The sequence below is a fragment of the Streptomyces sp. NPDC056373 genome (assembly GCF_042262425.1).
Classification (GTDB): domain Bacteria; phylum Actinomycetota; class Actinomycetes; order Streptomycetales; family Streptomycetaceae; genus Streptomyces.
The window spans coordinates 657,858-683,252 of the sequence record NZ_JBHJPX010000001.1; the positions used below are offsets into that span (position 1 = coordinate 657,858).

Genomic DNA, 25,395 nt, shown 5'->3' on the forward strand with positions numbered 1-25,395 from the left:
GCTCATGCCTCCACCTCCTTTGGGGCCTCGCCGGCGAGCGTCGCCGGGCCGATGCGGACGAGGGAGCCGGGCCGCGCCCCGGTGTCGGAGGCGACGCCGCCGCCGGTGGAGTTCAGCGGCAGCCACACCACCCGGTCGGGCATGTCGCTGATCTGGAGGGGGAGTTCCACGACTCCCTGGGGGCCGGTCACCGCGAGCAGGTCGCCGTCCTTGACGCCCGCCTCGGCGGCCGTCGCGGACGACACCCGCGCGCGTGCCGCGTGCCGGGTCCCGGCGAGGGCCTCGTCGCCCTGCTGGAGGAGGCCCTGGTCGAGCAGCAGCCGGTGCCCCGCGAGCACGGCTTCCCCGGTGGCCGGCCGCGGCAGCGCGGCCGCGGTCTCCAGGGGTTCGCCCGCCCGCGGTCCGTCCCAGGCGCCGAGCCGGTCGATCTCGCCGCGCACGGTGCGCAGGTCCGGCAGTCCGAGATGGACGTCCATGGCGTCGGCCAGCATCTGCAGCACGCGCGCGTCGGTGGGCGCCGAGCGGCGGGTCATCTGGTCGGGCTTGAGCGCCGCCTCGAAGAAGCGGATGCGGCCTTCCCAGTTGAGGAAGGTGCCGGCCTTCTCGGCGACCGCCGCGACGGGCAGCACGACGTCGGCCTTGCGGCTGACCTCGCTCGGCCGCAGCTCCAGCGAGACCAGGAAGCCCACCTCGTCGAGCGCCGCACGCGCGCGTGCCGGGTCGGGCAGGTCGGCGATCTCCACACCCGCGACCAGCAGGGCCTGGAGCTCACCGGTCGCGGCGGCCTCCACGATCTGGCCGGTGTCACGGCCGTAGCGGTGCGGAAGCCCCGCGACGCCCCAGACGCCGGCGACCTCGTCCCGCGCCCGCGGGTCGGTGGCCGGGCGCCCGCCCGGCAGCAGCGACGGCAGCGCACCCGCCTCGATCGCGCCGCGTTCCCCGGCCCGGCGCGGGATCCACACCAGCCGGGCACCGGTCGCGGCGGCGGTACGGACGGCGGCGGTGAGCCCGCCGGCCACGGCCGCCAGCCGCTCGCCGACGACGATCACCGCTCCCTCGGCGCGCAGCGCCTCGGCGGCGAGCGCACCGTCGTCCTCCAGCCCGGCACCGCTCGCGAGCGCGTCCAGCCACTCGGTCTCGGTGCCGGGTGCCGCCGGCAGCAGCGTGCCGCCGGCCTTCTCCAGACCGCGCGTGGCGTGCGTGGCCAGGGAGTAGACCTTCTGCCCGTGCCTCCGCCAGGCCTTGCGCAGCCGCAGGAAGACGCCGGGCGCCTCCTCCTCCGCCTCGAACCCGACCAGCAGCACCGCCGGGGCCTTCTCCAGCGCGGTGTACGTGACGCCCGTGCCGTCGAGGTCCCGGCCCCGCCCGGCGATCTGCGCGGCGAGGAAGTCGGCCTCCTCGCCGCTGTGCACGCGCGCGCGGAAGTCGATGTCGTTGGTGTCGAGCGCCACGCGCGTGAACTTGCTGTACGCGTAGGCGTCCTCGACGGTGAGGCGGCCGCCGGTCAGGACACCGGTGCGGCCCCGGGAGGCGAGCAGCCCCTGGGCCGCGATCTGCAGCGCCTCCGGCCAGGAGGCCGCCTCCAGCTCGCCCTCGGCGTTGCGCACGAGCGGCGTCTCGAGCCGGTCGCGCTGCTGCGCGTACCGGAACCCGAACCGCCCCTTGTCGCAGATCCACTCCTCGTTGACCTCGGGGTCGTCGGCCGCCAGGCGCCGCATGACCTTGCCGCGCCGGTGGTCGGTGCGGGTGGCGCAGCCGCCGGAGCAGTGCTCGCACACCGACGGGGAGGACACCAGGTCGAAGGGGCGGGAGCGGAATCGGTACGCCGCCGAGGTCAGCGCGCCGACGGGGCAGATCTGGATGGTGTTGCCGGAGAAGTACGACTCGAACGGGTCGCCCTCGCCGGTGCCGACCTGCTGGAGGGCGCCCCGCTCGACCAGTTCGATCATCGGGTCGCCCGCGACCTGGTTGGAGAACCGGGTACAGCGGGCACACAGCACGCACCGCTCGCGGTCGAGCAGCACCTGCGTGGAGATCGGGACGGGCTTCTCGTAGGTCCGCTTGCGGCCCTCGAAGCGGGAGTCGGCGCCGCCGTGCGACATGGCCTGGTTCTGCAGCGGGCACTCGCCGCCCTTGTCGCAGACCGGGCAGTCCAGCGGGTGGTTGATGAGCAGGAGCTCCATCACACCCTTCTGGGCCTTCTCCGCGACCGGCGAGGTGAGGTGGGTCTTCACCACCATCCCGTCGGTGCAGGTGATGGTGCAGGAGGCCATGGGCTTGCGCTGGCCCTCGACCTCGACGATGCACTGCCGGCAGGCACCGGCCGGGTCGAGCAGGGGGTGGTCGCAGAAACGGGGGATCTCGATGCCGAGCTGCTCGGCGGCCCGGATGACCAGGGTGCCCTTGGGCACGCTGATCTCCGCGCCGTCGATCGTCAGCGACACGAGGTCCTCCGGCGGGACCGCCGCCTCTCCCCCGCCTGAGGGAGCATTGGTGGTCACGGTCATGCGGTCACCTCCGTGCGGTCGGCCCAGGCCGTCGACTTGGCCGGGTCGAAGGGGCAGCCCCGTCCCGTGATGTGCTGCTCGTACTCCTCGCGGAAGTACTTCAGCGAGGAGAAGATCGGCGAGGCGGCGCCGTCGCCGAGGGCGCAGAAGGACTTGCCGTTGATGTTGTCGGCGATGTCGTTCAGCTTGTCGAGGTCGGACATCTGTCCCTTGCCGGCCTCGATGTCGCGCAGCAACTGCACGAGCCAGTAGGTGCCTTCGCGGCAGGGCGTGCACTTGCCGCAGGACTCGTGGGCGTAGAACTCCGTCCAGCGCGTGACGGCACGGACCACGCAGGTCGTCTCGTCGAAGCACTGGAGTGCTTTCGTGCCGAGCATGGAACCCGCGGCGCCCACTCCTTCGTAGTCAAGAGGGACGTCGAGATGCTCGTCGGTGAACATCGGGGTGGAGGAGCCGCCCGGCGTCCAGAACTTGAGGCGGTGCCCGGGGCGCATCCCGCCGCTCATGTCGAGCAGCTGGCGGAGCGTGATCCCGAGCGGCGCCTCGTACTGGCCGGGGCCGGCGACATGGCCGGAGAGGGAGTAGAGCGTGAAGCCGGGCGACTTCTCACTCCCCATCGACCGGAACCATTCCTTGCCCCGCTGCAGGATCGCGGGAACCGACGCGATCGATTCGACGTTGTTCACCACAGTCGGGCACGCGTAGAGGCCCGCGACGGCAGGGAAGGGGGGACGAAGCCGCGGTTGGCCCCGGCGGCCTTCGAGCGAGTCGAGCAGTGCGGTCTCCTCACCGCAGATGTACGCGCCCGCGCCCGCGTGCACGGTGATGTCGAGGTCGAGTCCGCTGTCCAGGATGTTCTCGCCGAGGAAGCCGGCCTCGTACGCCTCGCGCACGGCGGAGTGCAACCGCCGCAGCACGGGGACGACTTCACCACGCAGATAGATGAAGGCGTGCGACGACCTGATGGCGTAACACGCGATGATCATGCCCTCGATGAGGCTGTGCGGGTTCGCGAAGAGGAGCGGGATGTCCTTGCACGTCCCGGGCTCCGACTCGTCGGCGTTGACAACAAGATAGTGCGGCTTTCCGTCCCCCTGGGGAATGAACTGCCACTTCATCCCGGTGGGGAAGCCCGCGCCGCCGCGTCCGCGCAGACCGGAGTCCTTGACGTAGGCGATCAGGTCGTCCGGCGACATGGCGAGCGCCTTGCGCAGCCCCTCGTAGCCGTCGTGCCGCCGGTACACGTCCAGCGTCCAGGACTTGTCCTCGTCCCAGAAGGCCGACAGCACCGGTGCGAGCAGCTTCTCGGGGCTCGTGTCCTTCAACTCGGGTGCCAAGGTCATCACTCCCCCTCCTCGGCGGTGGGCCCGGCCGGGTGGGCCGGGTCGGAGGCCGACGTGTCCTGCGGCGCGTCGTGCGAGCTCAAGTGCTCCGTCGGTGACGGCTCGTGCGGTGCCCCGGTCCGGGCCGCCTCGCCGCGCGGGTGCACCACACGGGCGGGAGAGGCCTCGCCCTTGGCGAGCTTCAGGCCGATCAGGGAGGCCGGTCCCGCGCTCCCCCCGGACTCCACGGCTCCCTCCCGTTCGTCGGGGAAGCCGGCCAGGACCCGGGCGGTCTCCTTGAAGGTGCACATGCGCGCCCCGCGCGTGGGCGTGACCGGCCGCCCGGCACGCAGGTCGTCGACGAGGCTCTTGGCGCTGGCCGGGGTCTGGTTGTCGAAGAACTCCCAGTTGACCATCACGACCGGCGCGAAGTCGCAGGCCGCGTTGCACTCGATGTGCTCCAGGGTGACCTTGCCGTCGCCCGTGGTCTCGCCGTTGCCGACGCCGAGGTGCTCCTGGAGCTCCTCGAAGATGGCGTCCCCGCCCATGACGGCGCACAGGGTGTTGGTGCACACCCCGACCTGGTAGTCGCCGCTCGGCCGGCGGCGGTACATGGTGTAGAAGGTGGCGACCGCGGTGACCTCGGCCGTGGTCAGGCCGAGCACGTCCGCACAGAACTGCATGCCGGTGCGGGTGACATGGCCTTCCTCGGCCTGCACGAGGTGCAGCAGCGGCAGCAGGGCGGACCGGGAGTCCGGGTAGCGGGCGATGACCTCGCGCGCGTCCGTCTCCAGACGGGCCCGGACGTCGTCCGGGTAGGCGGGGGCGGGCAGTTCGGGCATGCCCAGGCTGACGCCCCGCTCGGAAGACGATGTGGTCACCGGTCGACGCCTCCCATCACGGGGTCGATGGACGCCACCGCGACGATGACGTCGGCGACCTGGCCGCCCTCGCACATCGCCGCCATGGCCTGCAGGTTGGTGAAGGACGGGTCGCGGAAGTGGACCCGGTAGGGGCGGGTGCCGCCGTCGGACACGACGTGCACCCCGAGTTCGCCCTTGGGCGATTCGACCGCCGCGTAGGCCTGCCCCGGCGGGACGCGGAAGCCCTCGGTGACCAGCTTGAAGTGGTGGATCAGGGCCTCCATGGAGGTGCCCATGATCTTCTTGATGTGGTCGAGGGAGTTGCCGAGCCCGTCGGGGCCCAGGGCGAGCTGGGCCGGCCAGGCGATCTTCTTGTCGGCGACCATGACCGGGCCGGGCTGGAGCCGGTCCAGGCACTGCTCGACGATCCTCAGGGACTGGCGCATCTCCTCCAGCCGGATGAGGAAGCGGCCGTAGGAGTCGCAGGTGTCGGCGGTCGGGATCTCGAAGTCGTAGGTCTCGTAGCCGCAGTACGGCTGCGCCTTGCGCAGGTCGTGGGGCAGGCCGGTGGAGCGCAGGATCGGGCCCGTCGCGCCGAGGGCCATGCAGCCGGCCAGGTCCAGGTAGCCGACGTCCTGCATACGGGCCTTGAAGATGGGGTTACCGGTGGCGAGCTTGTCGTACTCCGGGAGGTTCTTCTTCATCTTCTTCACGAACTCGCGGATCTGGTCCACCGCGCCGGGCGGCAGGTCCTGGGCGAGGCCGCCGGGGCGGATGTACGCGTGGTTCATCCGCAGGCCGGTGATCAGCTCGTAGATATCGAGAATGAGTTCACGATCACGAAAGCCGTAGATCATGATCGTGGTCGCGCCGAGTTCCATGCCGCCGGTGGCGATGCACACCAGGTGCGAGGAGAGCCGGTTCAGCTCCATCAGGAGCACGCGGATGATCGAGGCGCGGTCCGGGATCTGGTCCTCGATGCCGAGGAGTTTCTCGACGCCGAGGCAGTACGCCGTCTCGTTGAAGAACGGCGTCAGGTAGTCCATGCGCGTCACGAACGTGGTGCCCTGCGTCCACGTCCGGTATTCGAGGTTCTTCTCGATGCCGGTGTGCAGGTAACCGATTCCGCAGCGGGCCTCGGTGACGGTCTCGCCGTCGATCTCCAGGATCAGGCGGAGCACACCGTGGGTGGAGGGGTGCTGGGGGCCCATGTTGACGACGATGCGCTCGTCGTCCGCGCGGGCGGCGGTCTCGACGACCTCGTCCCAGTCACCGCCGGTGACCGTGTAGACGGTGCCCTCGGTGGTCTCGCGAGGAGAAGCGTGCGAGGTGCTCATGAGTACGACCTCCGCTGGTCCGGAGCCGGGATCTGGGCGCCCTTGTACTCGACGGGGATGCCGCCGAGGGGGTAGTCCTTGCGCTGCGGAAAGCCCTGCCAGTCGTCCGGCATCATGATCCGCGTCAGGGCGGGGTGGCCGTCGAAGACGATTCCGAAGAAGTCGTACGTCTCGCGCTCGTGCCAGTCGTTCGTCGGATAGACCGAGAACAGCGACGGGATGTGCGGGTCGCTGTCGGGGGCGCTGACCTCCAGGCGGATCACCCGGTTGTGGGTGATCGAGCGCAGGTGGTAGACGGCGTGCAGCTCGCGGCCCTTGTCGTCCGGGTAGTGCACGCCGCTGACGCCGGTGCACAGCTCGAAGCGCAGGGCCGGGTCGTCGCGCAGGGTGCGGGCGACGAGGAGGAGATGCTCGCGCTCGATGTGGAAGGTGAGCTCGTCCCGGTCGACGACCGTCTTCTCGATGGCGTTGCCCGGGAGCAGGTCCTGCTCCTCCAGGGCGCCCTCCAGCTCGTCGGCGACCTCGTCGAACCACCCGCCGTAGGGGCGGCTCGCCGGTCCCGGGAGCCGGACCGAGCGGACCAGGCCGCCGTAGCCGGTGGTGTCGCCGCCGTTGTTCGCGCCGAACATGCCGCGCTGGACGCGGATCTCCTCGCCGCCCTGGCCGCGCTGCCCGGGGAGGTTGGACGCGCTGAGGTCCTTCTCGGGGTTGGCACCGTTGCCGTTCGCGTCGCTCACCGCAGCAGCCCCTTCATCTCGATGGTGGGCAGTGCCTTGAGCGCCGCTTCCTCCGCCTCACGGGCGGCCTCCTCGGCGTTCACGCCGAGCTTGGAACCCTGGATCTTCTGGTGGAGCTTGAGGATCGCGTCCATGAGCATCTCCGGCCGGGGCGGGCAGCCGGGGAGGTAGATGTCGACCGGCACGATGTGGTCGACGCCCTGGACGATGGCGTAGTTGTTGAACATGCCGCCGGACGAGGCGCAGACCCCCATGGAGATCACCCACTTGGGGTTCGGCATCTGGTCGTAGACCTGCCGGAGCACCGGCGCCATCTTCTGGCTGACCCGGCCCGCGACGATCATCAGGTCCGCCTGGCGGGGCGAACCGCGGAAGACCTCCATGCCGAAGCGCGCCAGGTCGTAACGGCCGGCGCCGGTGGTCATCATCTCGATGGCACAACAGGCGAGGCCGAAGGTGGCGGGGAAGACCGAGGCCTTGCGCACCCAGCCCGCGGCCTGCTCGACGGTGGTCAGCAGGAAGCCGCTCGGCAGCTTTTCTTCGAGTCCCATGACGTGTGGCCCCTCAGTCCCATTCCAGGCCGCCGCGCCGCCACACGTACGCGTACGCGACGAAGACGGTGAGCACGAAGAGCAGCATCTCCACGAGCCCGAAGATCCCCAGGGCGTCGAAGGTGACGGCCCAGGGGTAGAGGAAGACGATCTCGATGTCGAAGACGATGAAGAGCATCGCCGTCAGGTAGTACTTGATGGGGAAGCGCCCGCCACCGGCCGGCGTGGGGGTCGGCTCGATGCCGCACTCGTAGGCCTCGAGCTTGGCCCGGTTGTACCGCTTGGGCCCGATCAACGTGGCCATGACCACGGAGAAGATCGCAAAGCCTGCCCCGAGGGCTCCCAGTACGAGGATGGGCGCATAAGCGTTCACCGCTCCTCGCTCCTCTCAGTCGGCACTGACTGCTGGCGGATTGCGTCGGGCTCACTTCCGCCCCTCCTGTCCCTCGAACCCCGCCCGCCCCGGCGAAGATCGGGAACATGTGAAGCAGGTCACAAGCCCAACCGCGTGCATCTTATGCCCGACGCTCTGTGATCTGCGACACGGGGTATTGCACAAGCTTTGTGATCTCCACCACCTGACGATCGATCATGAAGTCGGATGAGCGGTGATCTTCACACGCGAAGCGTCCGAGTGATCACGAGAGGTGACATTTTGGCTTGTCAGCGCAGGCCGGAGGGGGCGTCTCAATATCAAGAGGGTTCTCTTGCATGCAAATTCGCGGTGGACTTGATCTCTTGGTAGAGGCGCGTTCACACGTCAGGGGGCTCATGGGGCGAGGTGTGGACGCGTGCACGCGTTCACGATCTTCGCGAGGTCGTGACACGGCCGTGATCTACGCGCCGGGACGCGACCGGCAGGGCAGCCGTTGCGTGACCTCCGTCACATGGATGAGAGGTCCATGAGAACGGGGCTTGGCCAATCAACCCAACCGATGGTAGGCGCGGGGCAATTCGGGCGTATTGATCAAACACCGTGATCACAGGCTGGTCACGGGGAGCCCGCAATGTCCGTTAGGGCGTCAATAAAGGGTCTCGTTCGGGGGTTTTCGGGGCCCGATTGAGTAACTGTGGCGCAGCACACGTTTCTTGAAGATATGAAGGAGCCCCTGGTACCGGTTATTCCCATGTCCCACACCGCTCACATACGCAGCCACCGGAAACCCCGCCGCAGCGCGACCTCCTCGATCGCCCTGCGCGCCGGCGTTGCCGGTGGCGTTCTCAGCATGGCAGCGGCGGGTGCGTCGGCCTCGGCGAGCGCCGCCGAGCCGGTGACGCAGACCATCGAACTGCCCACCCTGACGGCCGACATGTCCGCTCAGGTCGCCCAGTCCGCCGCCGCCACCCAGCAGGCCGCGGCGAACTACGAGCTGCGCGCCGAGCGTGACGCCGCCGCTGCCAAGGCCGCCACGGAGGCCAAGAAGGACCTCGCCGAGGCGAAGCAGAAGGCGGAGGCCAAGAAGAAGGCCGCCGAGGCCGCCCGCAAGGCCGCCGCCGAGCGCGCCAACCGCAGCACCGAGCGCGCCACGCTCTCCGCGTCCGCGTCCGCCTCCACGTCCGTGTCGGCGCCCGCCAGCGGCAGCGTCGCGACGGTCATCGCGTTCCTCAAGGCCCAGGTGGGCGACGCCTACGTCATGGGCGCCACCGGTCCCAACGCCTGGGACTGCTCCTCCCTGGTGCAGGCCGCGTACAAGCAGGTTGGTGTGGACCTGCCGCGCGTCTCTCAGGACCAGTCGATGTCCGGTACGGACGTCCCGCTCTCCAGCATCCAGGTCGGCGACATCCTGTACTGGGGCGGCAAGGGCTCCGCGTACCACGTGGGCGTCTACATCGGGAACGGCCAGTACCTGGACGCGGCCAACCCGTCCAAGGGTGTCGTCATCCAGGACCTGTCGGGCTACCCGGCGTCGGGCGCGGTCCGCGTCCTCTGACGTCGCACGCCGTCCGGAACCTCCGCACATACGGGCTCGAGGGCCGTTGCCGCTCCCAGGCGACGGCCCTCCCGGCCTGCCCGGGGCACCCGGGCTCCCGACTGCCCCTCTCCCCGCCCCGAGGCGCTCCAGGGCCCCTCAGGGCCCTTCTGAAGCCCCCTCGGCGTCACGGCCCGCCCATGCGCTTCCGCCACTCCGGCATCACGCGCCCGAATTGTCCCAGCCTGGCACGGTGTTGACGACAAGCCGTACGACCGCGCCGACATCTCGCTCCCCTGACGGGCCGAAAGTCCCGTACGCCCCGAATCGAACCGGCCCGACGGCCGCGTGTGGCCGGACTGCTCCTGGGACCGGCCCGGGCGTTCTGCTGTCATGAGTCCCGCAGGGCGGGGCGGCTCCGACACCGGGGCCCGTTCTCCCGCCACCACGGCACTCACCAGAGGGAGCAACAGATGCCGAGCGTCTTCGTGCAGGGACGTCCCGTCGACTCGTACCCGCGGCTCGCGCCCGGGGCCCGGCAGGGGAAGGTCCGGCGCATCACCGAGGCCGGCGAGGAGGTCCTGCACAAGCCGTGCCGGGACGTCACCGAGTTCGGTCCGGACCTCGCCGCGCTCATCGACGACATGTTCCTGACCATGTACGTCGCGGACGGGGCCGGGCTCGCCGCGAACCAGGTCGGGGTCGATCTGCGGGTGTTCGTGTACGACTGCCCGGACGACGACGGGGTGCGGCACGTCGGGCATCTCGTCAATCCGGTCCTGGAGCCGCTCGGGGCCTCGCGCAGGAGGCTCCTCGACGAAGCGGAGGGGTGCCTCTCGGTGCCGGGCGCCACCATGGAGGTGCCGCGTCCGGACCGGGCCGTGGTGCGCGGGTTCGACCGGGACGGCGAGCCCCTCGTGATCGAGGGCACCGGCTACTTCGCCCGCTGCCTGGCGCACGAGACCGACCACTGCGACGGGCGGCTCTACCTGGACCGGCTCTCCGCACGGGAACGGAAGGCCGCGCTGGGGCAGTCGGCGGACCGGCGGGACGAGGTACTCGCGCGCCGGGCAGCCAACATCGCGGCGCTGAACGCCTGACGGCAGGCCGGGGCCCCAGGACCATCCACACCCACGGGCCGGGGCCCCCGGCCACCCTCACCCGCAAGCCGGGACCCCACCACCATCCACACCCACGGGCCAGGCCCCTCCGCCACGGGCCAGGCCCCTCCGCCACGGGCCGGGCCCCGCGGCACACCAGCACACCGGGCCCGAACCCGCGCCCGCACGCCGGGCCCCGCACCCGCAGGCCGGGCCCGCGCGCCGTGCGTCCGTTCAGGCCTTCGGGGCCACCCTGCTCAGTCCGTTGATGATGCGGTCCATCGCGTCGCCGCCCGTGGGGTCGGTGAGGTTCGCCAGGAGCTTCAGCGTGAACTTCATCAGCATCGGGTGCGTCAGCCCCCGCTGGGCCGCGATCTGCATGACCTTCGGGTTGCCGATGAGCTTCACGAAGGCGCGGCCGAGCGTGTAGTAGCCGCCGTAGGTGTCCTTCAGGACGCGCGGGTAGCGCTGGAGGGCCAGTTCGCGGCTCGCGGGCGTCGGCCGGGCGTGGGCCTGGACGATGACGTCGGCGGCGATCTGGCCGGACTCCATGGCGTAGGCGATGCCCTCGCCGTTGAAGGGGTTGACCAGGCCGCCGGCGTCGCCGACGAGCAGCAGGCCCTTGGTGTAGTGCGGTTGGCGGTTGAAGGCCATCGGCAGGGCGGCACCCCGGATCGGGCCGGTCATGTTGTCCGGCGTGTAGCCCCAGTCCTCCGGCATCGACGCGCACCAGGCCTTCAGGACCTCGCGCCAGTCCAGCTCCTTGAAGGAGTCGGAGGTGTTGAGCACGCCCAGGCCGACGTTCGAGGTGCCGTCGCCCATGCCGAAGATCCAGCCGTAGCCGGGCAGCAGGCGGTCCTCGGCGCCGCGGCGGTCCCACAGCTCCAGCCAGGACTCCAGGTAGTCGTCCTCGTGCCGGGGGCTGGTGAAGTACGTGCGCACCGCCACGCCCATCGGCCGGTCCTCGCGGCGGTGCAGCCCCATCGCGAGGGACAGCCGGGTGGAGTTGCCGTCGGCTGCGACGACGAGCGGCGCGTGGAAGGTGACCTCGCGCTTGTCCTCACCGAGCTTGGCGTGCACCCCCGTGATGCGGCCCGTGCGGTCGTCGACGATCGGCGCGCCCACGTTGCACCGCTCGAAGAGCCGGGCTCCGGCCTTCTGGGCCTGCCGGGCGAGCTGCTCGTCGAAGTCGTCACGCTTGCGGACGAGGCCGTAGTCGGGGAAGGAGGCGAGATCCGGCCAGTCGAGCTGGAGCCGCACCCCGCCGCCGATGATGCGCAGGCCCTTGTTGCGCAGCCAGCCGGCTTCCTCCGAGATGTCGATGCCCATGGCCACCAGCTGCTTGACGGCACGCGGGGTGAGGCCGTCACCGCAGACCTTCTCGCGTGGGAAGGCGGTCTTCTCCAGCAGGAGGACGTCGAGCCCCGCCTTGGCGAGGTGGTAGGCGGTGGTGGAGCCCGCCGGCCCCGCGCCCACGACGATCACATCGGCGGTGTTCTCCGAGAGGGGCTCGGTCTCGACACTCACGGCGGGATCTCCCCGAGGTTCGGAATTGATGTGCCGGCCGGCACGGGACATGGGCAGTCTATGCAGCGGCATTCATCACCCGGCTGAAGGGCTGCCCCGTGAACCGAGTTCTCCCCGCCGTGCGGCTGCGGGTACCCACCCACGAGGACGCGTTCGTCTGGCACCGGATCTTCGACGACCCGGAGGTCATGGAGTTCCAGGGCGGCAGGGCCGCCGAGCTCTCGGTCTACGAGGAGCTCACCGCCCGCCAGCGCCGCCACGACGCCGAGCGCGGTTTCTGCCTGTGGACCGTGCTGGACGGGTCGGGCCAGGTCCTCGGCTTCACCGGCGCCCAGCCGTGGGAGCGGGCCTGGGGCCCGGCCGGCGAGATCGAGATCGGCTGGCGGCTGGGCCGGGAGCACTGGGGCAAGGGCTATGTGACGGCCGCGGCGCGGCAGACGCTGGAGCGGATGCGGGCCGCGGGCGTGCCGGGCGTGGTCGCGATGGTCGACGCCCGCAACAGCCGGTCCATCGCCGTGACGCGGCGGCTCGGGATGCGCCTCGCCGAGACGTTCACGACTCCGGCCGCGCGGCGGACGGGACACTGCTACCGGCTCGGCCTCCCGGCCGTCGACGGAGCGTAGTCGGCTGCCACATCAGGACACCTGTCGCTTCCGGTCGGTACGGGGCGGGAGTTACCCTTCCTGTACCGCTGGGGGTGACATCTGTGCACATATCCCGCAAGACACCCGATGTGCGCGTACCGCGTCTGGTCGGCCTGATGGCCGTGGACGCGCGGGAGACGGCCCGGGCGCAGGGTCTCCTCCTCACCACGCCGGACCGGCCCGAGCTCGCCGTCGTCGACTACGTCGTACGCCAGTACCCGCAGCCCGGTGCAGAGGTGCCGCGGGAGTCGATGGTCTACGTGTGGTTCGACTTCGGGCCCGGACAGGGCGGTGGGGGCGTGCACGAACCGCGCATCCCGCGTCCGCCCCGCGGCGGTCTCCAGCGCGAGCTGGACGAGCCGGGCGACCCTTCCATGGTCCTCAGCTCGCCCTAGGCCCGACGGGCCCCGGCCTCACTCGGCCTTGAAGCCCCGATGCAGCGCCACGATGCCACCGCTCAGGTTGCGCCAGGCCACCCGCGACCAGCCGGCCTTGCCCAGCCGCTCGGCCAGCGCGGGCTGGTCGGGCCAGGCGCGGATGGACTCGGCGAGGTAGACGTAGGCGTCCGGGCTGGAGGACACGGCCCGGGCGACCGGCGGCAGGGCACGCATCAGGTACTCGGTGTAGACGGTGCGCAACGGCGCCCACGTCGGGTGCGAGAACTCGCAGATCACGATCCGTCCGCCGGGCCGGGTCACCCGGAGCATCTCGCGCAGGCCGGCGTCCGTGTCCTGCACGTTGCGCAGCCCGAAGGAGATGGTGACGGCGTCGAAGGTGTCGTCCTTGAAGGGCAGCCTCGTCGCGTCGCCGGCGGTGTACGGCAGCCACGGTTGCCGCTGCTTGCCGACCTGGAGCATGCCCTGGGAGAAGTCGCACGGGACGACGTAGGCGCCGGTGCGGGCGAAGGGCAGCGAGGAGGTGCCGGTGCCCGCCGCGAGATCGAGGATCTTCTGCGCGGGGCGCGCGTCGACCGCCTTGGCGACCTCCTTGCGCCATCGCCGGTCCTGGCCGAGGGACAGCACGTCGTTGGTCAGGTCGTACCGTTCCGCCACGTCGTCGAACATCGAGGCGACTTCGTGCGGCTGCTTGTCCAGGGATGCGCGGGTCACGGGCCCATTCTTGCAGCACGCCCTCCGGGCAGGAGCCGCGGCTGCCTGCGTGCCGCCGCTCGCCGTGCGCACCGGCGGCTCCGGGAAACCTCGCCGGATCCCGCCGCGCGCCACCGCCTTCGTGAGACGTTTGCTGCGGGGAGACGTACTTTCTGTCGGACCCCCGGAGCACAGGAGAACGGGAGCGCACGTCATGAGGAGTTTCCGGACACCGGCGGCGGCCGGGATGGGCTGCCTGTTCGCCCTCGCCACCACCGCCGCATGTTCCGGGCAGGGCGACGCGGCCCCCACGGTGACGGCCGCTCCCAGTACCTCGTCCTCCGCCGGAGCCGGCACCCCGCCCCCTTCCGGGAGCGGCACCTCCTACGCCCCGTATGTCAGTGCCGGGCAAGCCGCCGCCACCGATGCGGCCGGTTCCCCCACGACGTACAACCTGGCGTTCGTCATTGCCGACGGCGACGACTGCGTCCCCCGCTGGGACGGCTCCCACGCCGTCGGCGACGCGGCAGTCGCGTCCCGCATCGCGAAGCTCAAGGAGGGCGGCGCCCGGGTCCGGGTCTCCTTCGGCGGCGCGGACGGCAGGGAACTCGCGGCGAACTGCGACAGCGCGCCGGAACTGGCCGCGGCCTACGGCAGGGCGCTCGATGTTGCCGGTACGACCCTGGCCGACTTCGACATCGAGGGCGACGAGCTGGGCGACTCCGCGTCCACGGCGCTGCGCTCGCAGGCGATCGCGCGGTTGCAGGAGGAACGGCCCGGGTTGAAGGTCTCCTTCACCCTGCCGGTGATGCCCAAGGGCCTCAACAAGCACAGCCTGGCGCTCCTCGCCTCCGCGAACAATCACGCCGTGCAGGTCTCCACCGTCAACCTCATGACGATGAACTACGGCTCGAAGTACGCCGGTGACATGGGCGGTTACGCCCTCTCGGCCGCCGGGGCCGCGCACGCCCAGCTGCGGAAGGTCTTCAAGACCTCCGACGCGACCGCCTGGCGGGGCATGGCGCTCACCCCGATGATCGGCGTCAACGACGTCAAGGGCGAGACGTTCACGCTCGCGGACGCCGCCGAGGTCCGCGCGTTCGCCGAGGAGAAGGGCATCGCCTGGGTCTCGATGTGGTCGACGGCCCGGGACCGGCAGTGTGCGGGCGGCACCGATCCGGCGAAGGCGGCGACCCACTGCAGCGGGGTGGCACAGGAGCCGGGAGCCTTCGCGAAGGTGCTCGCGGGCTGACCCGGCTCCGGGCTCAGCGGGCCCGGTACACCAGGCGGCCGGCCAGCACGGTCGCCACGCAGGTCACCGCGCCGCGCCCGCGCAGGGCCGCCTCGTCGGGCACGTCGAACACGGCCAGGTCGGCCCGGGCGCCGACGGACAGCGGGGCGTGGACCGTGCCGCGCAGGTCGTACCCCTCCGCGAACGGGTCGAGGTCGGGCCGCTCACCGAGGAGCGCGCCGGGAGCACCCGTGGTCCCCACGACGGTCAGCCCGGAGCGGGCGACGGCCGTGGCCACCAGCGGATCGCGGAAACGGGCGCCGGGGGACGCGACGGCCGTCGTGCCGTACCGCAGCATCCGCTGCACTCCGCGCCGTACGCTGCCCGACCAGCGGGTCTCGGTGAGGTCGCCCAGGGCGGCCAGCTTCTCGCCCCACAGGGGCTCTTCGCCCAGCTCGCCGGCCTCGCGCGGGTCGGGGTGGTAGCAGTGGCGCAGCAGCCACAGGGGATGCCACTGACGCAGACCGGGGGTGAGCACGCCCGGCCAGCGCCGCATTCGCGCGCCCGGTGCCGCGTCGGCGAGCTCCTCGCAGGGCCCTACAGCCGTGATCCGGTCACCGTCCACCAGGACGGCCCCGTCAACGACGGGTGCGTCCGTGCCGGGTGCGTCCGTGCCCGGTGCACCCATGCCGCCTGCATCCGCGCCGGGCGCGTCCGTGCCGGGCGCCGCGCCCGCGGGGAGGACCAGCGGGGCGGCGTGGATCGTCAGCACCGTGGGGTCAGTTGGGGGCCAGCAGCTTCAGCTCGGGGTGAGCCGTGCCGCCCGCGATGGCCGTGGAGGAGATGTGCGAGACCACGCGGTCGTCGACCGGGTCGTTCGCCGGGTCGTCGTGCACGACGAGGTGCTCGTAGGTGGTGGCGCGCTGGGCGGGCACCCGGCCCGCCTTCCGGATGAGATCGATGATCTCCATCCGGTTGGACCGGTGCTTGGCACCGGCCGACGACACCACGTTCTCCTCCAGCATGATCGAGCCGAGGTCGTCGGCGCCGTAGTGCAGGGAGAGCTGGCCGACCTCCTTGCCCGTGGTCAGCCAGGAGCCCTGGATGTGGGCGATGTTGTCCATGAAGAGGCGGGCGATCGCGATCATCCGCAGGTACTCGAAGAGCGTCGCCTGCGTGCGGCCCTTCAGGTGGTTGTTCTCGGGCTGGTAGGTGTACGGGATGAAGGCGCGGAAGCCGCCCGTACGGTCCTGGACGTCCCGGATCATCCGCAGGTGCTCGATGCGCTCGGCGTTGGTCTCGCCCGTGCCCATGAGCATGGTGGAGGTGGACTCCACGCCCAGGTCGTGGGCGATCTCCATGATCTCCAGCCAGCGCTCGCCGGACTCCTTCAGCGGGGCGATGGCCTTGCGGGGCCGCTCGGGCAGCAGCTCGGCACCGGCACCGGCGAAGGAGTCGAGGCCTGCGGCGTGGATGCGCCGGATGGCCTCCTCCACGCTCACCTTGGAGATCCGGGCCATGTGCTCGACCTCGGATGCGCCCAGCGAGTGGATCACCAGCTGCGGGAACGCGTCCTTGATCGCCTTGAAGTGCTTCTCGTAGTACTCGACGCCGTAGTCCGGGTGGTGCCCGCCCTGGAACATGATCTGCGTGCCGCCCAGCTCGACGGTCTCCGCGCAGCGGCGCAGGATGTCGTCCAGGTCGCGCGTCCAGCCCTTGTCGGTGTCCTTGGGGGCGGCGTAGAACGCGCAGAAGCGGCACGCCGTGACGCAGACGTTCGTGTAGTTGATGTTGCGCTCGATGATGTACGTCGCGATGTGCTCGGTCCCGGCGTACCGGCGGCGGCGTACGGCGTCGGCGGCGGCGCCCAGGGCGTGCAGCGGGGCGTCCCGGTACAGCACGAGCGCCTCGTCCGGGGTGATCCGCCCACCGGCGGCTGCACGGTCGAGGATGGGCTGAAGGTCGGCCTTCTCGGTCACCGGGCGTCCCTTTCGTAAGGGTTGTGGACGGACCAGCCCAGCGTACGCCAGGGCCTCGGTGGGCTGGACGTCAGGCCGTGCGGGCGGGGTGGGCAGCAGGGGCGGGCGGGGTCTTCGGTACCGAGAGGCGCTGCGGCTCGCGACGCCGGGCGAGCCACAGCACGAGCGCGGCGTAGAGCAGGTCCGTGACGATGGCGGTGAGGGCCAGCGGCCAGGGCGCGTCGGCCGCGGTCTCGTCCGACGACAGCCCGTCGACGAACGCGGCGGAGACTCCGAAGGCCAGCAGGTTGTTCAGGACGTGCAGGACGACGGCCGCCTCGAGTCCGCCGGTGCGAATCGTGAGCAGACCCATCACCGCACCGTTCACCAGCAGTCCGAGGAAGCCCCACCGGGTGCCCCAGCCGTGGGCCGCGGCGAACAGTACGGCCTGCGGGATCACGGCGAGCCACGGGGAGCGCAGGAACGCCCCGACCGCCTGGAGCAGCCAGCCGCGGAAGACGTACTCCTCGGCCGCGGCCTGCAGCGGGACGAGGACGGCCAGCACGGCCAGGGCCACGAGGAAGGGGCGCCACCCCACGAAGGACTCGGACTCGTCCGAGCCGCCCGGCAGGAAGAAGGAGATCACCGTGAGCAGCAGGATGGGTGGCAGCCCGGCCAGCAGACACCACCCGAGCCAGCCGATCCGCAGCCGTCCGGTGACCGACGTGACGGTCCCGGCGGCCCGTCTCGCCGGCCACAGCGTGGCCAGCAGCACGAGCGGCAGGGCTATGGCAATGGACACGAGGTCCATCGCGGTGTTCCCGAGCGGCCCCAGGTCGGCACCGCCGTCGGGCAGTTCGGGGGCACCGAGCGCCGTGCCGATCCCTAAGGAGACGGCCAGCAGCACGAGCAGGCTCACGAAGCAGGCTAAGGCCAGCAGCACCGTACCGACCATCGGCCGCCACCAGCGGTGACGGCCGGTGGCGCGGTCCAGGCGGTGATACGGCTGAGGCTCGGGGTCCGGGGACGGGCCGACGGACGCGGTCGGGTGGGCGGGGTAGACGGGGTAGGACGATGCGTTTGTCATGATCAGCATCATGACAGCGCCGGTTGCGCGGGTCACAGGCGTTCGGCGGGCTATCGGGCGCGGGTCACAGGCGTTCGGCCGGCTCTCGGGCGCAGATCACAGACGTTCGGCCGGCTCTCTCAGGCGCGGGTCGGCGTGCCGGACGACCGGGTGGGCCGGGGCCGCGCCGGAGCCTGTTGTCAGGCCGTGTACGCCCCCACCAGGAGCCCCAGGAACGCGCCCGCGATCAGGAACGGGCCGAAGGGGATGGCCGTCTTGCGGGTGGCTCGGCGCGTGACCACCAGGGCGCCGCCGTACAGCGCGCCCAGGAGGAAACCGGCGAACGTGCCGAGCATGACCGTCGGCCAGCCGTACCAGCCGAGGGCCGCGCCGGTGCCCAGGGCGAGTTTGACGTCGCCGAAGCCCATGCCGGCGGGGTTGATGAGAAACAGGACGAAGTAGCCGCCGCCCAGGGCGAGGGAGCCGAGCAGGGCGGTCGTCCAGTGGCCCGCGTGTTCGGGGACGAGGGCGGTGAGGCCGAGCAGGGCCAGGGCGGCCGCGGCGAAGGGGAGGGTGAGCGGGTCGGGCAGGCGCCGTACCCGGAAGTCGACGACCGTGAGCAGCACGCCGGCCGGGGCGAGCAGCAGCCAGACCCCGAGCTCGGGGCGGGTGTCGGTCGCGGCGGCGAGAAGCGCGCAGATCAGGGCGGTGGCGATCGCGAGGGACGTCGTACGCGGCCCGTATGCGGGCTCCGCGCATTCGCCGCACGCCGCCCGTCCCAGCCAGCCCTTGACGGGGTGCCCGCCGGGGCACTCCTTGCGCCACGTCTCCCCCGACGGCGCCGAGAACCGGTAGGCCGCGCGCGGCAGCAGCGCTCCTGCCGCCGCACCCCACAGCGCGGCGACGAGGACCAGCAGCCCGGTGCTCATCCCACCGCGGCGATCGCGTCACGCCACGTCGGCAGCAGCTCGTCGAGCAGTGCCTCGGTGCGCGGCGGCAGCCCACGGGCCCCGCTGCGGCCGATGAGGTCGGTGGCGAGTCCGGTCAGCCGCTGCGTGTCACCGCCGGCATGGGTGGCGCGCAGCAGCTCGTGCCACAGGCGCTCGTCGGCCGGAGCGGTGCGCAGGGCCGCGTTGAGCGCCTCGATGGCCTTCTCCGCGCGGTCCTTCTCCATGTGGAACTCGCACAGCGCGAGCCCCGTGTCCGCGACGAGCAGCGGCAGCTGGGCGTCCACGATCTCGTGGGACAGCCACTGGTAGCGGCCCTCGGGCCGGTCGGCGAGCAGCGGCCCGCGCACCAGCACCAGCGCGTCGGTGAGCAGCCGCCCGCGCACGGCCCGGCTGCCGACACCCCGGCCCTGTGTGGCCTCGTGGTACAGGGACCGCAGCACGTCCAGGTCGGAGACGACCGTCTTGGCGAGCGTGAGCCGGCCGGAGCCGTCGGTGGCGAGGCGGGGCGTGCCGTCCGGGTCGGTGCCGAGCCAGTCGCGCAGCCGGTCCAGCAGCGCACCGCGCACGTCGTCGGTGACACCGCGCGGCCACAGCGCCGAGGACAGCACGCGCGGGTGCACGCCCTCGCGGTGCAGGAGCAGCAGGGCGAGCGCCTCGTGCAGCAGCGCGCTGCGCTCCCCGTCCGGGTTGTCCAGCCCGATGATCTCGTACGGCCCGACGAGCCGGGCGTACACGGCCGGACGGCCCTGCTCGCTGATGTCGACGAGGAACGGCGGGGCGGTCGCGGGCCCGTCGCTCTCGCGCTCCGGGTCGGCCTCGACGAACAGCTCGACCACGGCCCGCTGCTGGGCGGCGGGCAGCAACTGGGCGTCCAGTTCCAGCCCGAGGAGGGGTGCGAGCAGCTTGCCCTGGCCCGTGATCTCCATCTCCCAGGCGGCGCCCGGCAGATCGCCGGTCTCGGTGCCGACGAGGTAGCCGATGCCGAGACGGCTTGCGTCGGCGGCGAGTTCGGCGAGCTTGACGGCGTCCTCGGCGGACGGGTGGGCGGCGAGCAGGACCAGGTGCGGGGCCCAACGGGTGTGCTGGGCGGGCCCGGTGCGCCCGGTGAGGACGGAGTCGTGCCCGGCGGCGCCCAGCGCTCCGCGCCGCTGCCGTGTCTCGGCCTCCATGGTCTCGACGAGGGCCTCGACGTCCTCCAGGTGCCGGATCCGGTTCGGGGCGAGGGGCGTCAGGTCCTCCCCGAAGCCGACGAGCGTGATGGTCATGCGGTCCGACCACCCGTTGGTCGCCAACTCGGCGGCCACGGACGCGAAGACGGCGGCCCGGTCGGCCTCCCGGCCGCTCAGCGAGACGATGCCGGGCACGGCCTCCAGGTTGAGCAGCAGCCGCGAGTCGTCCATGGTGCCGAGGCTGACGAGGCCCGGGTAGGGCGCGGCCGTGTCGACGTCCTCGTAGCGCTCGGCGTCGGCGCGGGAGAGCATCCAGAACGTCTGGTCCTGCCCCTGCTGCCAGGGGGCCGGGGGCTTCCCTGCCGGCTGGGCGAGCTGGAGGTGCAGGTCGCCGTTGGTGAGCCAGGCCGCGTAGACGACCGGCAATGCGCGCGACTCCTCGGCGAGGGAGGCGGCGAGACCGCGCAGGCTCCGGTCCAGGAGCCGTACGCCCTCGGGGTCGGCGCCGACGAGGAGCGCGTCCTGGACGTCCTGTGCGTCACCGCTCGGGGTGGGCGGCTCCATGCCGCGCCGTCCGCCGACGGAGCCGAACGCCGACTGCCACAGGGCCTGCCGGCGACGCCGCCCCAGGGCGCCGAGGAGACCGGCGGCGAGGAGGGGCGCGGCGAGGAGGGCTTCGGGCAGGCCGAAGGAGCTGCCGGACTCGGCGCCCACGGCGGTGGCCTGCTGGTGCCCGGTGCCGTCGTGGGCGGGCCGCTGCTGGTCGGGGACGGAGACCTGGGTGGCGCCGCCGTGCGCCTGGTCACTCCCGCCCTGCGCGCCGCCTCCGCCCTGGGCGTGGTCGCCGGTCTGGGCGTAGTCGCTGATCTGCTGCTGCACATCGGGCGACACGTCGGGGGCTTCGTCGGGCATCTCGACGAGGTCGCCGCCGCGGGCGTCGCCCGGCATCTCCATGATCCAGCCGGGCCTGATGAGGCTGGCTTCGGAGAGCCTGGAGCCGTCCGGCTGCACGCGGTCCTTGTTGAGCTCGAAGATCTCCTTGTAGCGGCGCCCGTCGCCGAGGTGGCGCTGGGCTATCTCCCACAGGGAGTCGTGGTGACGGCCCTCGGGCGGCTGGATCCGGTAGAACTTCGTGTCGCCCTGCTTGGCGGTGGTGCCGCCGGCGTCGGCGTGGGCGGCGGCGTGCGAGGCCTGCTCGGCGAGGGCGGCCGCGGCGCCGGAGGCCTGCTCCTGCTGCTGGGCGAAGAGGCCCGGGGTGGCCTGGGCGGCGGCGACGGTCGGCTTCTGGTTGGCGTCATAGCTGTTCCCGAGCTGGGACAGCCCCGGCGTGAAGCTGGCGGCGGTGGCACCGACGAGCAGCAGCGCGGCGACGAGCTGACGTGCGAGCAGCTGACTCGGCCCGGCACCGGGCACCCGCCCCGGCACGCCGACGCCGGACAGCGCGGCCTTCATCTCCACGAGCACGCACGCGGTGAACTGCGCCCACGCCAGCCACACGATGACGGTGAGGATGTTCAGGAACGTGTGGACGGTGATCTCTTGCTGCAGCCAGTCGAAACTGGGCACCCCGTTGGGCAGCGGCCACCCGATCTGCGTGGCCAGCGCACCCGGCACGCCGACGAGCAGCACGGCCAGGGCGACGAAGGCGAAGAACGCCTTGACGAAGTCCCCGAACGACCGCCGCCGGATCCGCACCGGCTGCGGCGTCCGGTTCCTGGGGGCGGCCGTGGTCCCCGTCGTTCCCGTCGAACTTCCCGACGTACTTCCCGTCGAGCTTGACGAGCTTGAGGTGCGGCGTCGCGGCATGGCGGGTGTCCTGGGGTCGTGTGTGGGGTGGGGCCGGGCTGTGAGGTGGGGGTGTGCTGAGCCTACCGAGATCTTATGGACTCTTTTCGGGGTCGTCGAAGGGCGGAGGCAGGGAACCTCACTGCCGTCCGATTTGCCCCTGAGGTCTTGGGTGTTCATTCCTGGGCCGGGCGATCGGGACCATCGCCTTCGCATGTGCCACGCAGTCCCCTCACGGTCCCCACGCAATCCACCACTGCCTTCCAGGGCCCCGTTACCCGCCCCTGATAGCTTCGTTCTCTGCCGCACACACCGAACCCCGGGGGAGAACGAACTGTGGCCCGCCGCGCTCTGACCACGACTGCCGCCACGCTGACCGTGACGGCGGCGCTTCTGCTCACCGCGTGCGGTGGGAGTGACGACAAGTCGTCGGACGACATCCGGGGAGCGGGCACAGGGTCGAGCCCGACGGATTCGGCTTCCGCATCGACGCCGTCCGGGGCCGAACGGCCCGAGGTCACCCTTCCGAGCAGCTTCCGGTTGACTTTCGACAACTGGACGAGCAGCGACCCGGACAAGCAGGCCGTACTCGACGACGGCAAGGAGCAGCTCCGTGCCGGCTACGCGGCGATCATCGCGAACGATCCTGACGGCGGTGAGGCCCTCGCCTTCTACGACACGCGGGCCGGCCTCTCCGCGGACCGGGAGTGGATCAAGTCCTACACCGGCAAGAACGTCACAGTCATCGGCGAGCTTCCTGTCTTCGATCCTGAGGCCACCCTCTTCGCGAAGAAGACCAAGGCCCAGCTGAGGTACTGCACGGACGAGAGCAAGGCGCAGACCAAGAACCGTAAGACGGGCGACGTCGTCGGAACTCCTTCTGGTACCGATCCCCACGTGGCCTACGTCGTCACGATGCAGAAGAACGAGCAGGGTGTGTGGCAGACCGTGTCCACGAACTCCGACAGGGGCGGTTGCTCCTGATGTTCCGGCACAAGCGGGCCCTGACCACTGTCGCCGTCACGGCTCTGGCGGTGTCCCTGTCCGCCACGCCGACTCATGCCGTCGGCGTGGGAAACGACAAGAAGCCGTCCAACGGGGACAACGCCACGGGTAACGCGGGTAAGGACGGCAGCCTGTCGGCGTCCGTCTCCAACATTCGGGTCACCTATCCGAGCGGTGGCGACGGCGGCGGCAAGCAGGGGAACCTTGGCACCGTCGACCCGAACTGGAAGCCCCCGGCCTGCTGGTACGAGCCCGCCTTCAGCCCGGATCAGTTGAAGAAGTTCGTGGACACCGACGGCGGCGGCGATGTCGGCATCCACGAGTCCTGGTTCGGCAAGGGTCTGTGGACCGACCACTACCGGGACGGCAAACCGGCTGACAACTTCGATCTGAAGGCCGCGAAGAACAGTTCGGCCGAGGGCTACAAGGATTACAACCTCGGCAAGGACGGCTACTTCTGGCGTGGAGTCGCCCCTGACCCCAACGCCTCGGCATCGTGGGACTGCGGCCGCATCATGTTCTGGGTCGACGCCGGCCAGGTCCCGGACGATCCGAACGCGCCCACCCCGAAGACCCTCGCCGAGTACGCCTACAACAAGGTCAAGGTCCCCGAGACCGAGGTGGAGCTGAAGCCTGCGGCCAGGTCGACGGTGAACCTCCCGACCTGGGTCTGGCTCGACAAGGGCACCTTCAAGGACGTCAAGGTCCGCGCCGCACTGCCGAACACCGGCCTGTGGGCGGAGACCACCGCCAAGCCGGTCGCCCTCCACCTGGACCCGGGCACCGAGGACGCAGAAGTCTTCCCCGCCTCCGGCGACTGCGCGATCAACGACGACGGCTCCATCGGCACCCCGTACACAAAAGACGCCGCCGACGAGACCCCGCCGTGCGGCATCCGCTATCTCCGCGCGAGCGACGGTGCTCCCTACCAGCTCTCGGCCAGCGTCACCTGGAAGATCACCTGGCAGGGCTCCGACGGCACCACCGGCGACCTCCCCGACGGCACCTTCGAGACCACCCAGGACATGAACGTCCAGGAGATCCAGTCGGTCAACCGCTGAACCCGGCACCCGCCGGCCCACCGACCGACGACCATGCGATGTGACGCCGCCTCCGCAACCACCTGCACCGAAGCCAAGGGGAGACCAACTGTGGCCCGCCGCGCACCGACCACCACTGCCGCAGCGTTCGCCACGGCGGCGGCGCTGCTTCTGGCCGCCTGCGGAGGAGGCGACGACTCGTCGTCGGACGGCAACGAGGACGCCGTCGGCAACAGCTCGCCCAGCCCGGCAGCCTCGAAGCCGTCAGCGGCATCCGGCGTCAACCGCCCGGTCATCAAGCTTCCGAGCAGCTTCCGGCTGACCTTCGAGAACTGGACGAGCAGCGACCCTGCGGAGCAGGCCATGCTCGACGACGCCAGGGAAGAGGTCCGGGCCGGATATGCGGCGATCATCGCCGACGACCCGGACAGCGAAGCCGTCACCTTCTACGACACCGAGGGGGTCCGCGGGCTGACCAAGCAGTGGATCAAGTCCTACACGGACAAGGACCTCACCGTCATCGGCAAGCTGCCCGCCTTCGACCCAAAGGTCGTCATGGCCGGCAACGCCAAGGGAGCGGCGCTCACCTACTGCACGGACGAGACCGACGCGAAGACCAGGAACCGCAAGACCGGCAAGGTCGAGGGGAATCCGGCAGGCACCAGCCCCTACGTCCGCTACTCGCTCTCCCTCACGAAGAACGAGCAGGGCGTGTGGCAGAACTCGTCGGTGCGCGGTGAGCGAGGGAAGTGCTCCAGGTGAGGGCGGTGAATCGAGCGTGAACCGGAAACCGCCGTGCAACGAAGACACGGACGAGAAAGCCGACCGCTACCGGGTCGAGTTCGCGAGTGGTACCGCCGCCTCCGTGGCGAAGCGTCGCTCCTATCGCGACCTCGAACGCAATGACATCGAACGGGACTTGCCAGGATGGCCGACCGGACCAGCCTTCGAGGTCCGGGGATTCTTGGGCAAGCTCGGCGTGCACGTGCTGACCGCCACCACCGGGCTCTTGATGCTGCCGCTCTACATCCTTGCCGACGCCCTCGGCAGTCCCGCGTCGCCAGCGATGCGAGGGGAGCTGGAGGACCGGGAGAACGAGGTCGACGACTTCCCCGTCATGTGGGCGGGCGTGGGCGGGACGGCCCGTACGCTGCCTTGGCAGCTCGACCCCTCCCGGCGCTCCTGGCGCACCGTGACCGAGATCGAACTGGCCGAGCCTGACGGGCCGGTACGCATCGTGTCTTACGAGGACACCGCGCGGGGCAGCCGGTTCCTTTCATGGGGCGGTGGCCAGAAGACACCCGGAACCGAGTCCGTCCTCTGGTCGGTTCCTCGCGAGGAGATCACCGGGGCGGAGATCAGGCGGTTCAGCATGGACGAGTCCGACGTCACGGTCTTCTTCCGGGACGGTTCGTGGGCCCGGCTGACGAGTTCGCCGTCCGGTGCTCGGAGGATCGTCGCCCTACTCGGCCAGGGCCTCCCTGAAGGTCGTCGGACGGCATTGCATGCTCCAAGTGAGGTCACCAGCAACTCGATCGCCTCAACGGATTCCTGCATTCCGTCGGGCACCGGTGACGGCACGTAGTGTGGATGCCCACGTGAACG

23 protein-coding genes are annotated in these 25,395 nt (G+C 71.0%); 9 read left to right on the forward strand and 14 right to left on the reverse strand.

The window, feature by feature from the left end:
• Nucleotides 1-2 precede the first annotated feature (2 nt).
• Genes ACFCXS_RS03090 through ACFCXS_RS03120 form a run of 7 tightly spaced genes read right to left on the reverse strand, consistent with a single transcriptional unit; the run spans nt 3 to nt 7,690 of the window.
• Nucleotides 3-2,507: an NADH-quinone oxidoreductase subunit G gene (locus tag ACFCXS_RS03090; RefSeq protein ID WP_376641290.1), complete on the reverse strand. Its 2,505-nt coding sequence runs from the start codon at nt 2,505-2,507 to the stop codon at nt 3-5.
• Nucleotides 2,504-3,850 carry an NADH-quinone oxidoreductase subunit NuoF gene (gene nuoF, locus ACFCXS_RS03095; protein WP_376641292.1) on the reverse strand — a complete coding sequence of 449 codons (1,347 nt, stop codon included), beginning with the start codon at nt 3,848-3,850 and terminating at the stop codon, nt 2,504-2,506. The genes ACFCXS_RS03090 and nuoF overlap by 4 nt, the downstream gene beginning before the upstream one ends.
• Nucleotides 3,850-4,710 carry an NADH-quinone oxidoreductase subunit NuoE gene (gene nuoE, locus ACFCXS_RS03100; RefSeq protein WP_376641294.1) on the reverse strand — a complete coding sequence of 287 codons (861 nt, stop codon included), beginning with the start codon at nt 4,708-4,710 and terminating at the stop codon, nt 3,850-3,852. The genes nuoF and nuoE overlap by 1 nt, the downstream gene beginning before the upstream one ends.
• On the reverse strand, nt 4,707-6,029 hold the full coding sequence (locus ACFCXS_RS03105) for an NADH-quinone oxidoreductase subunit D (RefSeq protein ID WP_053669589.1): 1,323 nt from the start codon (nt 6,027-6,029) through the stop codon (nt 4,707-4,709). Before ACFCXS_RS03105 ends, nuoE begins: the two co-directional genes overlap by 4 nt.
• Nucleotides 6,026-6,766: an NADH-quinone oxidoreductase subunit C gene (locus ACFCXS_RS03110; protein WP_376641296.1), complete on the reverse strand. Its 741-nt coding sequence runs from the start codon at nt 6,764-6,766 to the stop codon at nt 6,026-6,028. The genes ACFCXS_RS03105 and ACFCXS_RS03110 overlap by 4 nt, the downstream gene beginning before the upstream one ends.
• Nucleotides 6,763-7,317, reverse strand: a complete 555-nt coding sequence (locus tag ACFCXS_RS03115; protein ID WP_030494814.1) for an NADH-quinone oxidoreductase subunit B family protein — start codon at nt 7,315-7,317, stop codon at nt 6,763-6,765. Before ACFCXS_RS03115 ends, ACFCXS_RS03110 begins: the two co-directional genes overlap by 4 nt.
• A 13-nt stretch (nt 7,318-7,330) precedes the next feature.
• On the reverse strand, nt 7,331-7,690 hold the full coding sequence (locus tag ACFCXS_RS03120; RefSeq protein WP_003992243.1) for an NADH-quinone oxidoreductase subunit A: 360 nt from the start codon (nt 7,688-7,690) through the stop codon (nt 7,331-7,333).
• A gap of 724 nt (nt 7,691-8,414) precedes the next feature.
• Between ACFCXS_RS03120 and ACFCXS_RS03125 the strand changes: the two genes are divergently transcribed.
• Entirely contained in the window at nt 8,415-9,248 is an 834-nt protein-coding gene (locus ACFCXS_RS03125) for a C40 family peptidase (RefSeq protein WP_376641515.1), read from the forward strand.
• 452 nt (nt 9,249-9,700) lie between these two features.
• A complete protein-coding gene (def, locus tag ACFCXS_RS03130) occupies nt 9,701-10,327 on the forward strand; it encodes a peptide deformylase (RefSeq protein WP_376641298.1) in 627 nt (208 codons plus the stop codon).
• A gap of 234 nt (nt 10,328-10,561) precedes the next feature.
• Here def and ACFCXS_RS03135 read toward each other — a convergent pair whose 3' ends face one another.
• Nucleotides 10,562-11,854 (reverse strand): geranylgeranyl reductase family protein, encoded by a 1,293-nt coding sequence (locus ACFCXS_RS03135; protein WP_376641300.1) that lies wholly within the window; start codon nt 11,852-11,854, stop codon nt 10,562-10,564.
• A gap of 98 nt (nt 11,855-11,952) precedes the next feature.
• Here ACFCXS_RS03135 and ACFCXS_RS03140 point away from each other — a divergent pair, with 98 nt between their 5' ends.
• Entirely contained in the window at nt 11,953-12,477 is a 525-nt protein-coding gene (locus ACFCXS_RS03140) for a GNAT family N-acetyltransferase (protein ID WP_376641302.1), read from the forward strand.
• A gap of 110 nt (nt 12,478-12,587) precedes the next feature.
• The gene (locus ACFCXS_RS03145) at nt 12,588-12,893 is read left to right on the forward strand and encodes a PASTA domain-containing protein (RefSeq protein ID WP_376641304.1); all 306 of its coding nucleotides are present in this window, start codon (nt 12,588-12,590) and stop codon (nt 12,891-12,893) included.
• A gap of 18 nt (nt 12,894-12,911) precedes the next feature.
• On the opposite strand, the gene ACFCXS_RS03150 is transcribed toward ACFCXS_RS03145, so the two are convergent.
• Complete coding sequence (locus ACFCXS_RS03150; protein WP_358961313.1) at nt 12,912-13,607, reverse strand: demethylmenaquinone methyltransferase; 696 nt, start codon at nt 13,605-13,607, stop codon at nt 12,912-12,914.
• A gap of 193 nt (nt 13,608-13,800) precedes the next feature.
• Between ACFCXS_RS03150 and ACFCXS_RS03155 the strand changes: the two genes are divergently transcribed.
• Nucleotides 13,801-14,838 carry a chitinase gene (locus tag ACFCXS_RS03155; protein WP_376641307.1) on the forward strand — a complete coding sequence of 346 codons (1,038 nt, stop codon included), beginning with the start codon at nt 13,801-13,803 and terminating at the stop codon, nt 14,836-14,838.
• 13 nt (nt 14,839-14,851) lie between these two features.
• On the opposite strand, the gene ACFCXS_RS03160 is transcribed toward ACFCXS_RS03155, so the two are convergent.
• The 5 genes from ACFCXS_RS03160 to ACFCXS_RS03180 form a co-directional block, all read right to left on the reverse strand.
• Nucleotides 14,852-15,589 (reverse strand): hypothetical protein, encoded by a 738-nt coding sequence (locus ACFCXS_RS03160; protein WP_376641309.1) that lies wholly within the window; start codon nt 15,587-15,589, stop codon nt 14,852-14,854.
• Between the two features lie 7 nt (nt 15,590-15,596).
• Nucleotides 15,597-16,796 (reverse strand): cyclic dehypoxanthinyl futalosine synthase, encoded by a 1,200-nt coding sequence (mqnC, locus tag ACFCXS_RS03165; protein WP_376641311.1) that lies wholly within the window; start codon nt 16,794-16,796, stop codon nt 15,597-15,599.
• Nucleotides 16,797-16,866: 70 nt separating this feature from the next.
• On the reverse strand, nt 16,867-17,862 hold the full coding sequence (locus ACFCXS_RS03170; protein WP_376641313.1) for a lysostaphin resistance A-like protein: 996 nt from the start codon (nt 17,860-17,862) through the stop codon (nt 16,867-16,869).
• Nucleotides 17,863-18,041: 179 nt separating this feature from the next.
• Nucleotides 18,042-18,770 carry a prepilin peptidase gene (locus ACFCXS_RS03175; RefSeq protein ID WP_376641315.1) on the reverse strand — a complete coding sequence of 243 codons (729 nt, stop codon included), beginning with the start codon at nt 18,768-18,770 and terminating at the stop codon, nt 18,042-18,044.
• Nucleotides 18,767-21,655: a BTAD domain-containing putative transcriptional regulator gene (locus tag ACFCXS_RS03180; RefSeq protein ID WP_376641317.1), complete on the reverse strand. Its 2,889-nt coding sequence runs from the start codon at nt 21,653-21,655 to the stop codon at nt 18,767-18,769. Before ACFCXS_RS03180 ends, ACFCXS_RS03175 begins: the two co-directional genes overlap by 4 nt.
• Before the next feature lie 426 nt (nt 21,656-22,081).
• Here ACFCXS_RS03180 and ACFCXS_RS03185 point away from each other — a divergent pair, with 426 nt between their 5' ends.
• The 4 genes from ACFCXS_RS03185 to ACFCXS_RS03200 all read left to right on the forward strand — a co-directional run bounded on the left by ACFCXS_RS03185 (nt 22,082) and on the right by ACFCXS_RS03200 (nt 25,375).
• A complete protein-coding gene (locus ACFCXS_RS03185) occupies nt 22,082-22,729 on the forward strand; it encodes a hypothetical protein (RefSeq protein ID WP_376641319.1) in 648 nt (215 codons plus the stop codon).
• The gene (locus ACFCXS_RS03190; protein ID WP_376641516.1) at nt 22,729-23,811 is read left to right on the forward strand and encodes a hypothetical protein; all 1,083 of its coding nucleotides are present in this window, start codon (nt 22,729-22,731) and stop codon (nt 23,809-23,811) included. The genes ACFCXS_RS03185 and ACFCXS_RS03190 overlap by 1 nt, the downstream gene beginning before the upstream one ends.
• A gap of 90 nt (nt 23,812-23,901) precedes the next feature.
• Nucleotides 23,902-24,552 (forward strand): hypothetical protein, encoded by a 651-nt coding sequence (locus ACFCXS_RS03195; RefSeq protein ID WP_376641321.1) that lies wholly within the window; start codon nt 23,902-23,904, stop codon nt 24,550-24,552.
• A 16-nt stretch (nt 24,553-24,568) separates the two neighbouring features.
• Nucleotides 24,569-25,375 carry a hypothetical protein gene (locus ACFCXS_RS03200; protein WP_376641323.1) on the forward strand — a complete coding sequence of 269 codons (807 nt, stop codon included), beginning with the start codon at nt 24,569-24,571 and terminating at the stop codon, nt 25,373-25,375.
• The last annotated feature ends 20 nt before the right edge of the window (nt 25,376-25,395 follow it).

Bases quoted from the DNA above. Each gene is read 5' to 3' on its own strand.
- ACFCXS_RS03175 (WP_376641315.1), bottom strand. From the start codon at position 18,770: ATGAGCACCGGGCTGCTGGTCCTCGTCGCCGCGCTGTGGGGTGCGGCG.
- ACFCXS_RS03190 (WP_376641516.1), top strand. From the start codon at position 22,729: ATGTTCCGGCACAAGCGGGCCCTGACCACTGTCGCCGTCACGGCTCTG.
- ACFCXS_RS03170 (WP_376641313.1), bottom strand. From the start codon at position 17,862: ATGACAAACGCATCGTCCTACCCCGTCTACCCCGCCCACCCGACCGCG.
- ACFCXS_RS03155 (WP_376641307.1), top strand. From the start codon at position 13,801: ATGAGGAGTTTCCGGACACCGGCGGCGGCCGGGATGGGCTGCCTGTTC.
- ACFCXS_RS03090 (WP_376641290.1), bottom strand. From the start codon at position 2,507: ATGACCGTGACCACCAATGCTCCCTCAGGCGGGGGAGAGGCGGCGGTC.
- ACFCXS_RS03105 (WP_053669589.1), bottom strand. From the start codon at position 6,029: ATGAGCACCTCGCACGCTTCTCCTCGCGAGACCACCGAGGGCACCGTC.
- nuoF (WP_376641292.1), bottom strand. From the start codon at position 3,850: ATGACCTTGGCACCCGAGTTGAAGGACACGAGCCCCGAGAAGCTGCTC.
- ACFCXS_RS03115 (WP_030494814.1), bottom strand. From the start codon at position 7,317: ATGGGACTCGAAGAAAAGCTGCCGAGCGGCTTCCTGCTGACCACCGTC.
- def (WP_376641298.1), top strand. From the start codon at position 9,701: ATGCCGAGCGTCTTCGTGCAGGGACGTCCCGTCGACTCGTACCCGCGG.
- ACFCXS_RS03125 (WP_376641515.1), top strand. From the start codon at position 8,415: ATGAAGGAGCCCCTGGTACCGGTTATTCCCATGTCCCACACCGCTCAC.